The 12,751-nt window shown below is 66.9% G+C and carries 10 protein-coding genes, 1 other RNA gene and 2 pseudogenes; 5 read left to right on the top strand and 8 right to left on the bottom strand.

Going from position 1 to position 12,751, the window contains the following annotated elements; translation table 11 throughout:
- Position 1 precedes the first annotated feature (1 nt).
- Positions 2-430, bottom strand: a complete 429-nt coding sequence (mraZ, locus tag WG898_RS09925) for a division/cell wall cluster transcriptional repressor MraZ (RefSeq protein ID WP_285233489.1) — start codon at positions 428-430, stop codon at positions 2-4.
- A 255-nt stretch (positions 431-685) separates the two neighbouring features.
- Between mraZ and WG898_RS09920 the strand changes: the two genes are divergently transcribed.
- The 3 genes from WG898_RS09920 to WG898_RS09910 all read left to right on the top strand — a co-directional run bounded on the left by WG898_RS09920 (position 686) and on the right by WG898_RS09910 (position 4,532).
- Positions 686-1,321 carry a hypothetical protein gene (locus WG898_RS09920; RefSeq protein WP_339602626.1) on the top strand — a complete coding sequence of 212 codons (636 nt, stop codon included), beginning with the start codon at positions 686-688 and terminating at the stop codon, positions 1,319-1,321.
- A 116-nt stretch (positions 1,322-1,437) separates the two neighbouring features.
- Positions 1,438-3,726, top strand: coding sequence for an ATP-binding protein (locus WG898_RS09915; RefSeq protein WP_339602625.1), 2,289 nt, complete (start codon positions 1,438-1,440; stop codon positions 3,724-3,726).
- A gap of 53 nt (positions 3,727-3,779) precedes the next feature.
- Entirely contained in the window at positions 3,780-4,532 is a 753-nt protein-coding gene (locus WG898_RS09910; RefSeq protein WP_339602624.1) for a substrate-binding periplasmic protein, read from the top strand.
- A gap of 10 nt (positions 4,533-4,542) precedes the next feature.
- Here the strand turns inward: WG898_RS09910 and WG898_RS09905 are convergent, their stop codons facing one another.
- Both WG898_RS09905 and WG898_RS09900 read right to left on the bottom strand, forming a co-directional pair.
- Positions 4,543-5,457 (bottom strand): carbonic anhydrase, encoded by a 915-nt coding sequence (locus WG898_RS09905; RefSeq protein WP_339602623.1) that lies wholly within the window; start codon positions 5,455-5,457, stop codon positions 4,543-4,545.
- 66 nt (positions 5,458-5,523) lie between these two features.
- Positions 5,524-6,729: a multidrug effflux MFS transporter gene (locus tag WG898_RS09900; RefSeq protein WP_339602622.1), complete on the bottom strand. Its 1,206-nt coding sequence runs from the start codon at positions 6,727-6,729 to the stop codon at positions 5,524-5,526.
- A 12-nt stretch (positions 6,730-6,741) separates the two neighbouring features.
- Between WG898_RS09900 and WG898_RS25305 the strand changes: the two are divergent.
- A pseudogene (locus WG898_RS25305) lies at positions 6,742-7,155 on the top strand (Gfo/Idh/MocA family protein); the annotation flags it as partial.
- 668 nt (positions 7,156-7,823) lie between these two features.
- Here the strand turns inward: WG898_RS25305 and rnpB are convergent.
- Positions 7,824-8,269: RNase P RNA component class A (gene rnpB, locus WG898_RS09890), an RNA gene on the bottom strand.
- A gap of 40 nt (positions 8,270-8,309) precedes the next feature.
- On the opposite strand from rnpB, the gene cysK reads away from it, so the two are divergent.
- Positions 8,310-9,227 carry a cysteine synthase A gene (cysK, locus tag WG898_RS09885; protein ID WP_339602620.1) on the top strand — a complete coding sequence of 306 codons (918 nt, stop codon included), beginning with the start codon at positions 8,310-8,312 and terminating at the stop codon, positions 9,225-9,227.
- A 10-nt stretch (positions 9,228-9,237) separates the two neighbouring features.
- Here the strand turns inward: cysK and WG898_RS09880 are convergent, their stop codons facing one another.
- From WG898_RS09880 to WG898_RS09865, 4 genes and pseudogenes are all read right to left on the bottom strand, one after another.
- Positions 9,238-10,230 (bottom strand): FHA domain-containing protein, encoded by a 993-nt coding sequence (locus WG898_RS09880; RefSeq protein WP_339602619.1) that lies wholly within the window; start codon positions 10,228-10,230, stop codon positions 9,238-9,240.
- Complete coding sequence (locus WG898_RS09875) at positions 10,212-11,498, bottom strand: S1 family peptidase (RefSeq protein ID WP_339602618.1); 1,287 nt, start codon at positions 11,496-11,498, stop codon at positions 10,212-10,214. The genes WG898_RS09880 and WG898_RS09875 overlap by 19 nt, the downstream gene beginning before the upstream one ends.
- Positions 11,499-11,542: 44 nt before the next feature.
- Positions 11,543-12,589, bottom strand: coding sequence for a dihydroorotase (gene pyrC, locus WG898_RS09870; RefSeq protein ID WP_339602617.1), 1,047 nt, complete (start codon positions 12,587-12,589; stop codon positions 11,543-11,545).
- 41 nt (positions 12,590-12,630) lie between these two features.
- A pseudogene (locus tag WG898_RS09865) lies at positions 12,631-12,751 on the bottom strand (amino acid ABC transporter ATP-binding protein); the annotation flags it as partial.

Here is a 12,751-nt window from a genome sequence, read left to right as displayed (position 1 = left end):
ATCAGAAGCTGAAATCCTTGAGTGCGTCCGGAAGCTCGGACTGCATCACCTGGGCCTCATGCGCCGCATAGGCGGCCGCGTCCCAGAGTTCGAAGTGGCTGCCCATGCCCAGCAGCATCACGTCCTTCTGCAGCGCGGCACTGGCGCGCAACTCGGGCGCGATCAGGATGCGCGCGGCGCTGTCGATCTCGACGTCCTGCGCATTGCCCAGGAACACGCGCTTCCAGCCCGAGGCCGACATCGGCAGGGCGGCGATGCGGTCGCGGAAGTTTTCCCAGGCCGGACGCGGAAAGACCATCAGGCAGCCTTCCGGGTGCTTGGTGAGCGTGAGCTGGCCGGCGCACAGCGCCTGCAGCACCTCACGGTGGCGTGTAGGGACGGACAAACGCCCCTTGGCGTCCATCGCCAAGGCACTCGCCCCTTGAAACACAAAATTCGCCACAGCGACCCACCAAATGACAGTTTTTCCCACTTTACTTACGCAACCGCCGCAGGTCAAGGCAAATCGCGTTTTTTCCCAATGAAATCAACTACTTAGAAACGATAGCTACGACTTTCATGAAATAAAAGTTGTTCAAAAAGAAGGACTTGCAAACCTGTCTGCAAGTGGTGGATGAAGATATATGGCTCGCAACGTACACTCGCGCCGCGGCCGAACAGCGCCGTTGAGTAGAAGGAAAGTGCCGTGATCGAGATGCCCAAGTTGATGAAACCTCAGGCCGATGCGGCGCCGCGCTGGTTCCATATTGTCGTGGCCGGCAGCATGGCGCTGAGCGCGATCAGTGCTTTAGTGGGCTCTCTCAGTACCAGCAACACCATGAAGGAGTTGGTGAAGGAGAACGCCCGCCTGGTGCAAGCCAACGCCACCCCCATGTTGGAGTTCAGCCATGGCAATGCCGGCGCCAACGGGCGGCCCGAGCTCAACTTCACGCTGGCCAATGTGGGAACCGGGCCGGCGCGGGTGGTCTGGTTCGAACTCAGCCACGAAGGACAGCCCGTCGCAGCCATGCACAGGCTGGTGGGCAAGCTCCATCCTGCGGCGAATCCGGACGAATTCGAGCTCGGCACCACGCGCCCCTCGCCACGCATGCTGCCCGCTGGCAAGGACATCACCATGCTCACCTGGCCGATGCCGCCAGCGAACCAGAAGGTCGCGCGCGAGGCCTGGGAGAAGCTGAACGTGGTGCGTTTCAAGCAACTCAAGGCCCAGGCCTGCTATTGCTCGGTGCTGGACGCCTGCTGGATCACGGATTTGCAGGGTGAAATACCGCGCCAGGTGCCCAGTTGCGACGCCACCGGCCGCACCCAGCTGCAGGGCTGACTACAGTTCCTGCGATTCATGTCGATAGCTGGGAGATACTGCGACTGGGACTGGCTCGTTTGCCGGACTGAAAGCCAGCACAAGCCGGCAGTCGAACAACATCGGTCGAGGTCCGATTGAGCCGCAAAGCATCAAGCTCGCTCTTCTTCGCCATTGCCACCGGTGCCAGCATCGGCCTGCTCTTGCCAGCCCTGATCGTGGGCGGCTTGCTGATCGGCCTGCGCGAGCCGCAGGTGACGCAGCAGACCCAGGAACGCGAACTCCAGTCCAAGCTGGACGTGCTGGCCAGCAGCCTGCCCGAGCTGCTGTGGAACCTCGACGCCGTGGCCGCACGCGAGGTGGTGGCCTCCATCACCAAGGCGCCCGAGGTGGTGCAGGTGCGGGTCAGCGACGCCTCGCAGGGCCTGCCCTTCATCGAGGCCAAGTTTCCCGAGCGTCAGCTCGGCCACACCATCCGGGGCGAGCGCGAGATCTTCCGCGGCAATGCCAAGATCGGTCTGATTCAGGTCGAGATTGACGATCATCTGGCCGCCGCGGCGCTGCAGCGTCAGCGCTGGCTCTATGGCGCCACCGTGGGCGGGCAGCTGCTGGTCTCGCTGGCCTTGATACTCGCGCTCTTGAATTCGCGCCTGATGCGGCCGCTGCGCGAGCTGGGCATGTTCGCCAACGACCTCGCGCAGGGCCGTTTCTCGGCCGAACTGCGCACCGAGCGCCACGACGAGATCGGTCTGCTGGGCCAGCATCTGGAACATATGCGCGACGCGCTGCAGGCGCAGTTCGACGCGCAGAAGTCGCTGATCGCGCGCCTGCGCGGCATGGCCGAGACGGTGCCCGGTGTGGTCTTTCAGCTGCGCCTGCAGACCGATGGCAGCTTTGCCTTCGCCTATGTGAGCGAGGCGGTGCGCGACTACTTCCGCCTGAACGCCGCCGAGTTCAGCAAGGACGCCGAGCTCCTGTTCGACCAGATCCAGGAGAGCGACCGGCAGGCGGTGCGCGATTCGCTGATGGCCTCGGCGCGCCACCTCAGCCCCTGGCAGCAGGAGTTCCGCATCCTCAACCAGGACGGCAGCGAGCGCTGGCTCTATGGCAACGCAATCGCCCAGCTGGAAGAAGGCGGCACGGTGCTGTGGCATGGCTTCCTGACCGACATCTCGCGCCAGCGCCGCGATGCCCTTGAGCTGGAACGTTACCGCCACCATCTGGAGGAGCTGGTGGAGGCGCGCACGCGCGAACTGGCTGCCGCCACCCAGGCCGCCGAGGCCGCCAGCCTGGCCAAGAGCGCCTTCCTGGCGAATATGAGCCACGAGATCCGCACGCCCATGAATGCCATCATCGGCCTGACCTATTTGGCGCGGCGCGACAACTGCACGCCCGAGCAGGAGGACCGGCTGAAGAAGGTGGGCGACGCCGCCGAGCACCTGCTCAGCGTGATCAACAACGTGCTGGACTTCTCCAAGATCGAGGCCGGTAAGCTCCAGCTGGAGCAGCGCGAATTCACTGTCTCCCAGGTGCTGGACAACATCCGCAGCATGCTGGCGCAGCGCGCCGCCGAGAAGCATCTGCAGATCCAGGTGCAGATAGACCCGGCGCTGGAACGCCGGGTGCTGCACGGCGATTCCCAGCGCATTGCCGAGGTGCTGCTGAATTTCGCCGGCAACGCCATCAAGTTCACCGACCACGGCGTGGTGACGCTGCGTGTCGCGGCGGGCGAGCAGCTTGGCAAGCAGCTGCAGCTGCGCTTCGAGGTGGAGGACAGCGGCATCGGCATCGCCCCCGAGGCACAGGCACGCCTGTTCAAGGACTTCGAACAGGCCGACTCATCGACCACACGCCGTTATGGTGGCACCGGGCTCGGGCTGGCCATCTGTCGGCGCCTGGCCGAGCTGATGCATGGCGAGGTGGGTGTGCGCAGCCGGCCCGGTGAGGGCAGCCTGTTCTGGTTCCGCGTACCGGTGAGCCTGAGCGGCGACGAAACGACCGAGACGCTGCGCGATGTCGGTCAGAGCGCCCGCGAGCTGCTGGCCCCCTACCGCGGCCGCCGGCTGCTGCTGGCCGAGGACAACGCCGTCAACCAGGAAGTGGCCGTGGCCCTGCTGCAGAGCGCCGGCCTCGAGGTGGACGTTGCCGAGGACGGGCACAAGGCCTGGCAGATGGTGGAGCAACGCGACTATGCCCTGGTCCTGATGGACGTGCAGATGCCGGTGATGGACGGGCTGGATGCCACCCGTGCAATCCGCAGCACTGCGCGCGGCCAGCACCTGCCCATCCTGGCGATGACGGCGAACGCCTTCGCCGAGGAGCGCCAGCGTTGCCTGGACGCCGGCATGAACGACCATGTGGCCAAGCCGGTGGTGGCCGAGCAATTGTTCAAAACTTTGGCGCGCTGGCTGGGTCAGCAGGCGTAAAGTCGGCAGTGAAGGCCGGGCCCCGCATGGCCCATGGCCATGAGGAGGTAGCCATGCAAGTCACTCAGCATCCTGCCCTTCTTGCGCAGTGGCGCGCCGTCATGGTGGTCGTCTGCGCCCTCGCCTGCACCAGCGTCTGCGCGGCCGAACGGCTGGTGCTGGCCACCGAGGAATACCCGCCTTACAACATGAGCGACACGCGCGGCCATGTGGTCGGGCTGTCGACCGAGATCGTGAAGGCGCTGCTCGATGCCGCGGGCTACGAGTACGACATCACGATCTTCCCCTGGGCACGTGCCATCGGCATGGCACGCACCCAGGTCAACACCTGCGTCTACTCGATGTCACGCACGCCCGAGCGCGAATCACTCTACAAATGGATAGGCCCGCTGGTCTCGAACGACTGGGCCCTGTTCGCGCTTGCCAAGTCCAGCCGCCCGGCCAGCCTGGACGAGACCGCCAATATGCGCATTGGCAGCTACCAGGGCGACGCCATCGTCAGCTATCTGCAGACGCGCGGCCATATCGTCGACGCCGCACCCAACGACGACGTGAACCCCAAGAAGTTGCTGGCCGGGCGCATCGACTACTGGGCCACCGGCCGCCTGATCGGTCAATACCGGCTGGCGCAACAGGGCATCAGCGGCATCGAGCCGGTGCTGGTGTTCAACCGCACCGAGATGTACCTGGCCTGCCAGAAGCAGCTGCCCGACGAGCAGGTCAAGCTGCTCAACAACACCCTGGCCGGCCTGCAGAAAAGCGGCGTGATCCGCAAGATCTACGCCGCGCACGGCTACACGCCATGAAGCGTGGCGCTCAGTTGGATTCCTTGATCATGCGGCCCGAAGCAGCCTGCAGTGGCCGCGCATTCATCGGGTACAGACGCGCGAAGATGCCGATCTGCTGGGCCGAGAGCTGCACCGGCTGACGCATCACCATCCACAGCACGCCCTCGCTGCAGGGCGGCGTGGTGAGCGAGCCCATATAGGTGTAGTAGGCCTTATCGTCGGGTAGCAGCTGGCCGGGATCGATCGCCCCCGGGGCGCTGAGCGCCTCCATCTTCTCCAGCGGCAGGTTGTTCCAGATCGTCTGCACCAGCGGGTGAGCGCTGCCACGCTCGATCAGCACCGCCACCACCGCCAGGCGGCCCTCGGCGTCCTTGTGCACCAGGTGCGCCACCATCTCGAACTGCCGGCCGTTGATGCGTTCCTCGCTGGGCCGGTGGAAATGGAACTGCTGCAGCTCGAAGCGCCGCCCCATCACCTGCAGGCTGTTGCCCGTCGCGATATTGACCTGGATGGTGTGGCCGTTGTCGAGCACCGCAAAGCCGCTGGGCCGGTAGTCGAACTGGATCTTCTCCAGGTCCACCTTGATGCCATCGCGGATGTCTATCGGGCTCTGACGCGTGCCGACCGCGCAGAGCTTGAAGTCGGGCTTGAGTTCGGCCCAATGCTCGGGCGCCCCCTCGCCGGCATAGGCCCAGTGAATGTCCTTGTGCGCCTCGGGCTTGGCCGCCTTGGTGGCGCTGCGTGCAGCGCGGCCGCTCTCAGCCTTGCTCTCGGCCTTGTTCTCCAACTTGGCCTGCTCGCCCTTGCTGCTGAGCCGCTCGGCCAGGCGCTTGCGCAGCAGCTCCACCGGCTCCTCGCCCGCTGCGGGCTCCTCGGCGAGCAGCGGGGCCAGTGGCAGGGCGAGCATGGTGGCAAGGGCAAGGCGAAGCGAGAACGAAGACATGAGGCACTCCTGCCCGATCGGGCGTATCGCCTCCTTCTTCGGCCCATTGGGCGCCATTCTTGAGACTCAGCTCAGCTCGCGCTTGACCCACAACCAGGAGACCAGGCCGATGCTCATCATGCCGATCGAGGCCAGCGCCAGGCCCAGCGTGGAATGCATCACCAGCGGCACCACCACACCGGCCACCAGGCCGTTGGCGGCGCTGCCTATGCAGGCCTGCAGCGAGGAGGCCATGCCGCGCCGCTCGGGCGCCTGGTCCAGCACCATCAGGGTCACCACCGGCACCATCAGGGCCCAACCAAAGGCAAAGGCCGAGATCACCGGAAAGGCCCAGAAGGGACTGGGCGGCGCCCAGAGGTTCAGGCCCACATTGAGCAGCGAGGTCAGCACCATGATGACGAAACCGCGCCGTATCTGGTGCTTGGGCCGGATCCTGCCGGCCAAGCGGCCGCTCAGCCAGGCGCCACCCATGATGCCGCCGATGCTGAAGCAGAAGAACCAGAAGAACTGCTGCGGCGCCAGCCTCAGGTGCTCACCCAGGAACACCGGCGCCGCCAGCACATAGAGAAACATGCCGTTGAAGGGGACGCCGCTGGCCAGCGCCAGCAGGATGAAGCGCTTGCTGGTGCACAAGCGCCAGTAGTCGCGCATCAGCGGCCGCACATGAAAGGGCTGCACCATGTCCTTGTGCAGGGTCTCGGGCAGCAAGCGCCAGTTGGCGAGCCACAGCGCCACGCCCACAAACACCAGGAACCAGAAGATCGAATGCCAGTCGGCATGCACGAACAGGAAGCCGCCCACCATGGGCGCGATGGCCGGTGCCACGCCGAAGTAGATCGTCACCTGCGACATCACGCGCTGCGCCTCGGAGGGCGGGAACATGTCGCGGATGATGGCGCGCGAGACCACGATACCGGCGCCGGCCGACATGCCCTGCAGGGTGCGGAAGAAGATCAGCTGACCGATGTCCGCCGCCAGCGCGCAGCCCAGCGAGGCGAGCGTGAACACCGCCACGCCCACCAACACCACCGGTCGCCGTCCGAAGCTGTCGGAAAGCGCGCCGTGGAACAGATTCATCACTGCAAAGCCGAGCAAATAGCTCGACAGCGTCTGCTGCATCTGCACCGGCGTGGCGTGCAAGGCGGCCGCGATGCCCGAGAAGGCCGGCAGATAGGTGTCGATCGAGAACGGGCCCACCATGCCCAGGCAGGCCAGCAATACGGCCAGCGCCCAGCGTGGTGCGCGCCAGATCGTGCCGGCATCAGGATTCATTTTCGGTGCGGTATGCGCCCTTGCGGAGGCAGGGGCTGTGGCTTGGGCGTCGAGTGTAGCGGCGGCCCCCTACACTGCGCGCCATTGAGGGATATCAACGGGGCGAGGGGCGGCATGCCTGAGATCTTGAACATCGGCATCATTGGCCTGGGCGTGATGGGGCAGCGCATGCTGGGCCGCATGCAAGGCCATGCGCGGCTTCGCCCCACCATGGTCTGGGACGCCGATCCCGCACGCCTGGCCGCCTGCCTGCAGCAGTACCCCGAGCTGCGCGCCGCCTACAGCGCCGAGGCGCTGATCGCGAGCCCCGGCCTGCACGGCCTCTACATCGCGACCCCGCCGGCCGCCCATCTGCAGCTGAGCCATCTGGGCTTCGACGCCGGCTTGGGCGTGCTGTGCGAGAAGCCGCTGAGCGTGGACTTCGAGGCCACGCGTGCCTGCATCGAGCGCATCCAGCGCGAGAAGCTGCGTGCCGCGGTGAATTTCTCGCTCGCCTCCTCGGCGGGGCTCTCGGCCCTGCAACTCGCCTTCGGCGCCGCCGCCCACATGCCGCTGGGCGCATTGCAGGAGGTGCAGATCTCGGTGGCCTTCGCTGCTTGGCCGCGGCCCTGGCAGGCCCAGGCTGGCGCCTGGCTGGCCGAACGCGCGGAAGGCGGCTTCACGCGCGAGGTGCTGTCGCACTTCATCTTCGCCTTGCAGCGCGTGCTGGGCCCGGCGCAGGTGCTGGCCACGGCGGTGCAATACCCGGCCGATGGCATGAAGGCTGAAACCGGCTTGCGCGCCGAGCTGCGTGCAGCTGGCGTGCCGGTGCGCATCGCGGCCCAGCTGGGCGGCAGCGAGGCCGACGACAACCGTATGCTCTGGCGCGCCAGCGAGGCCGAGTTGGAATTGCGCGACTGGTTCGGCAACGTGACCCAGACCCGCCACGGTGAACTGCCGCAGCCGGTCGCGCTGCAAGGCGCCGGCCCACTGGCACAGCTGGATCAATGGGCGGCGCTGCTGGACGGCCACTCGCACGCCCTGCCCAGCTACGCCGAGGCGCTGGCCGTGCAGGAGACCATCGAACGCTTGCTGCAGGCATCCGCCACGGAAAAGTGTGAAGCAAGCCGATAGGCCGGATTCTGTGCAGGACCTGACCCTTGCGGGCCAGGCCCCGTGACCGCCATTCCTCTGGGCCGGACATCGCTGCCCGGCTCGGTGCCACCTACCCGCCAGCTCTGCGAGCCGCATCAACGCTGGCCTACTTGGTGTTGCTGCGCGTAGAGATTGCCCGTTTCACCTCTGTCGGGCAGAGCCCGACAGAGGTGCTATTCGATTCAGGCTTGCGCCTGATGGTGCGAGGCTTTCGCCTCACCCCACGCCAGCTTGCGCTGGCGCCTCATAGACCACCCATCGGGGTGTCCCAACAGAACTCGTCTCTGTTGCTCTAATCCTCGGCTTACGCCGGGCAGCCGTTAGCTGCTACGCTGCTCTATGCAGTCCGGACCTTCCTCCAGTGCCGTGTTTCCACGCTTGCACCAGCGGCGGTCTGGCTTGCTTCACAACGGGATTATCCTCGAAGCAATCGCAACGGAGCCGAAATGAAAGCCGACAACGTCCTCGCCACCATTGGCAACACCCCGCATATTCGCGCCCAGCGCCTGTTCGGCGCCGGTGCCCAGGTCTGGATCAAGTCCGAGCGCAGCAATCCGGGCGGCTCGATCAAGGACCGCATCGCGCTGTCCATGGTCGAGGACGCCGAGGCGCGCGGCGTGCTCAAGCCTGGCGCCACCATCATCGAACCCACCTCGGGCAATACCGGCGTGGGCCTGGCCATGGTGGCCGCGGTAAAGGGCTACAAGCTGATCCTGGTCATGCCCGACAGCATGTCGGTGGAGCGCCGCCGCCTGATGCTGGCCTATGGCGCCAGCTTTGACCTGACCCCGCGCGAGAAGGGCATGAAGGGGGCCATCGCCCGAGCCGAGGAGCTGGCGGCACAGACGCCTGGCGCCTGGATCCCGCAGCAGTTCCAGAATCCCGCCAATATCGCCGTGCATGTGCGCAGCACCGCCGAGGAGATCCTGCGCGATTTCCCGGAAGGCTTGGACGCCCTCATCACCGGCGTGGGCACGGGTGGCCACATCACCGGCTGCGCCCAGGTGCTGAAGAAGGCCTGGCCGAATTTCAAGGTGTTTGCGGTCGAGCCCGCCGCATCGCCGGTGATCAGCGGCGGCGCGCCCAGCCCCCACCCGATCCAGGGCATAGGCGCCGGCTTCATTCCCGACAATCTGCACACCGAATTGCTGGACGGCGTGATCCAGGTGGAGGCCGAGGAGGCGCGCGAGTACGCGCGCCGCTGCGCGCGCGAGGAAGGCCTGCTGGTCGGTATCTCCAGCGGCGCCACGCTGGCTGCCATCGCCAAGAAGCTGCCCGACCTGCCCGCTGGCGCGCGCGTACTGGGCTTCAACTACGACACCGGCGAGCGCTACCTCTCGATCGAGGGCTTCCTGCCCGCCTGAGCGGCTGCACTCACTCGTTGCCCTGATCGCTGCTCGGCAGGTCGTTGTCCCGGCTGGCCTGGCGTGCCAGCTGGGCCTGCAGCGGCCGCAGTTCGGCTATCAGCGCCTCCGGCGTCTTGGGCTCCACCATGCGCAGCGCCGGCGGCGGCAGCGCGGCCAGATAGGGCGGGCCCAGCCAATGCTGCTGTTCGATGCGCTTGCCCACCATCAGCGCGAAGCCCAGGGCCAGCGCCCCACCCAGGCCCAGCGCCACCCAGCGCCTGCTGCGCGGCCAGACCACACCGGCCTGCCACCACAGCACGCCTGCCAGGCCGAGCGGAAACAGCAGGCTGTCCAGCGCCATCAGGCGTGGCGCCGAGAAGGCATAGGCCAGCGCCGGCAGCAGCAGGCCCAGCAGGTGCAGGCCCAGCGCGCCGGCCAGCACGCGCTTGAAATGCGGCGCGAAGGCAAACCAATGCTGGAACAGCTGGGTGATCAGTGCCCACAGCGCCGCCCAGACGGTCGCCACGCCCAGCGGCCCCAGCACGGCGCTGGCGTAATCCACCCAGGGTGCGCCCGGATCCATGCCGGCCCATTGGTCGTACCAGAGCAGCAGGGCCCAGGCGAGCGCAAGACCTGGCACCCAGAGATGGCGCCAGCGGCTGCGCGCGGGGGCCGGCCGCGCCAGCAGCCGCTCTGGGGCCAGCACGTCGAGGCTGCTGCGCAGGCGCAGCCGGGTGGCACCCAGCTGCAGCGGCGCCGGTCCCGCCAGCGCCAGCCGGTCGCCGGCCCGCAGACGCCGCTGGCCTTGCCAGCCGCCGTTGAGGCTGTCCAGCATCAGCAGCTCGACGCCCTGCTCGCCCCACCGAAGCTCGGCGTGCTCGCCCGCCAGATGCGGATCGCTCAGCACCACGTCGCAGAGCGGCGAGCGCCCGATGCGCAGCGGCCAGGCCAGCACCTTGTGCACCGCGCAAACCCGACCGTCGCGGTCCAGGATCTCGACGACTAGCGCGGCGTGGTCCATGCAAAGCCCTTGAGGTAATGCGCCGTCAGCTTGAGCGCGTTGTCGAAGGAAATGCCCTTGGCATCGAAACGGCCCAGCGCGCCCTCGGTGCTGGCATCCACCGTGGTCACGATCACGCTCAGGTCGTGCAGGCCCGGCAGCTTGCGGTAGGCGCGCAGGCAGGCCACGGCGCGCAGCGGCAGGCCATCGCGCTGCACGAACTCCTCCTTGCAGAACGGCGCGGTACGGTCGCGGTCATCGCGCCCCAGGCGCTCGTTGCGGAAGCTGTTGCTGTACTGGCGCGCGAAGCGCAGCGCGCCAAGCTTGGCGCCGTCGTAGGCCTCGTGCGACATGTCCAGATAGCCGGTCTGCATACCGCCGTTGATGAAGATCGCGTGGTCCTGCCGGCATTGCGAGCGCTGGAACTCCAGGCCCTTGGTATCGGCCGAGGTGCCGCGACCCCAGCAGCGCATGAACTTTTCCTGCGGCACCGGCAACTGGTAGCGCTGGTGGCCGGCATCGCGCCAGGGCTGGGCCATGAAGCCCTGCACCAGTTCGTCCTGGTAGGCCATCAGCTGCTCGCGCAGGCGCGGCCACAGCGGCGTGGTGATGGGCTTGGCGGCGCGGCTGCGCTCCAGCAAACGCTGCGCATACTCGCCCGGCACCAGAAAACTCATCTGCTGCGCGAAGAACATCGCCGAGACGTTGATGCCGACGACGCGCCCCTCCTCGTCGACCACCGGCCCGCCACTCATGCCCGAGTTGATGCTGCCTGCGTAGTAGATCAGCGGGTCGAAGCTGCGCTCCACCAGGCCGTTGTAATTGCCCTCGACCACGGCAAACGCGACGTCGTGCGGATTGCCCATCGAATAGATGCGGTCGCCCTTGGAGAGCGGCGCAGCCACGGCGCGGAACTTCATGAAGCCCTGCGGCTTGTGGTCCACCACGCGCAGCAGCGCCAGGTCGCGCCGCACATCGATGTCGAGCAGCTCCAGATTGCCGCCCTCGCCATCGGTACTGCCATAGCGCAGGCGATAGCGCTCGGGCTCGAGCGCGAACTGGCTCACCACATGGTAGTTGGTGATGACATGGCCTTCTTCGCTGACGACGAAGCCCGAGCCCACCGAGGCCTGGCTGTCCTGGTTCTTCAGCAGGGTGCGGATCTGCAGCAGCTGGGAACGCGCGCGCTCATAGACGCGGCGCGCGGTGGCCGACACCTCGGCCGCCGGCGCGGCGGCGCTGGCGGCGGGGCGCACGGGCAACGCGACTTGGGCCTGTGCCGAATTCATGCCGGCCAAGGCGGCTAGGCCGAGCGCCCACCAAAGACGCCGCATCAGACCATCCGCCAGGCCAGCGCCTCGCCGCCACGCAGCGGCTTGAGCTGTGCGTCGCCAAAGGCCACGCTCTCGGGCAGGGTCCAGGCCTGCTTGCGCAGGGTGATGCGGCCGCTGTTGCGCGGCAGGCCGTAGAAGTCGGCGCCATTGAAGCTGGCGAAGGCCTCGAACCTGTCGAGCGCACCCATGGCCTCGAAGGCCTCGGCATAGAGCTCCAGCGCCGACAGCGCAGTGAAGCAGCCGGCACCGCAGACCGAGTTCTCCTTCATCACCGCCGCATGCGGCGCGCTGTCGGTGCCAAGGAAGAACTTGGCGCTGCCCGAAGTGGCGGCGGCCAAGAGGGCCTGGCGATGCAGCTCGCGCTTGAGCACCGGCAGGCAGTAGTAATGCGGGCGCAGGCCACCGGTGAAGATGGCGTTGCGGTTGTAGAGCAGGTGCTGGGGCGTCAGGCTGGCCGCGGTATGGGCATCGGCCGCCGCCACATAGTCGGCCGCTTCCTTGGTGGTGATGTGTTCGAACACCACCTTCAACTCCGGCAGATCGCGTCGCAAGGGCTGCATCACGCGATCGATGAAGACGGCCTCGCGGTCGAACACATCGACCTCCGGGTCGGTGACCTCGCCGTGCACCAGCAGCAGCAGGCCCTCGCGCTGCATCGCCTCCAGCACCGCATAGGTCTTGCGGATGTCGGTCACGCCGCCATCGCTGTTGGTGGTGGCGCCGGCCGGATAGAGCTTCAAGGCCACTACGCCTGCCTGCTTGGCGCGTTTGATCTCGTCCACCGGCGTGTTGTCGGTGAGGTAGAGCGTCATGAGCGGCTGGAAGTTCAGGCCCGCCGGCACCGCGGCCAGGATGCGCTCGCGGTAGGCGCTGGCCTGCGCCGCTGTGGTGACCGGCAGGCGCAGATTGGGCATCACGATGGCACGCCCGAACTGGCGTGCGGTATAGGGCACGACGCTGTGCATCGCCGCGCCATCGCGCAGATGCAGATGCCAGTCGTCCGGGCGGGTGATGGTGAGTTCGGTGGGGGTGGCTGCTTCGCTCATGCCGCGATTGTCCCAAACATTGCGTGCCGCCCCTCGTCGTTTCAGTGCTGCAGGATCTTGGCCAGGAAGTCCTTGGCGCGCGGCGAGCGCGCATCGGGCTGGCCGAAGAACTCGTCGCGCGTGCAGTCCTCGACGATTCTGCCAGCGTCCATGAAGATCACC

This window comes from Paucibacter soli (assembly GCF_037482845.1).
GTDB classification, from domain to species: domain Bacteria; phylum Pseudomonadota; class Gammaproteobacteria; order Burkholderiales; family Burkholderiaceae_C; genus Paucibacter_B; species Paucibacter_B soli.
The sequence above is the reverse complement of the archived record's forward strand: the minus strand, read 5'-3'. Positions and strand labels throughout refer to the sequence as shown.

What these genes read in the sequence shown, in the direction of transcription:
- WG898_RS09910 (WP_339602624.1), top strand. Translation starts at nt 3,780, where the DNA reads ATGCAAGTCACTCAGCATCCTGCCCTTCTTGCGCAGTGGCGCGCCGTC.
- WG898_RS09905 (WP_339602623.1), bottom strand. Translation starts at nt 5,457, where the DNA reads ATGTCTTCGTTCTCGCTTCGCCTTGCCCTTGCCACCATGCTCGCCCTG.
- WG898_RS09900 (WP_339602622.1), bottom strand. Translation starts at nt 6,729, where the DNA reads ATGAATCCTGATGCCGGCACGATCTGGCGCGCACCACGCTGGGCGCTG.
- cysK (WP_339602620.1), top strand. Translation starts at nt 8,310, where the DNA reads ATGAAAGCCGACAACGTCCTCGCCACCATTGGCAACACCCCGCATATT.
- WG898_RS09880 (WP_339602619.1), bottom strand. Translation starts at nt 10,230, where the DNA reads ATGGACCACGCCGCGCTAGTCGTCGAGATCCTGGACCGCGACGGTCGG.
- WG898_RS09875 (WP_339602618.1), bottom strand. Translation starts at nt 11,498, where the DNA reads ATGAATTCGGCACAGGCCCAAGTCGCGTTGCCCGTGCGCCCCGCCGCC.
- pyrC (WP_339602617.1), bottom strand. Translation starts at nt 12,589, where the DNA reads ATGAGCGAAGCAGCCACCCCCACCGAACTCACCATCACCCGCCCGGAC.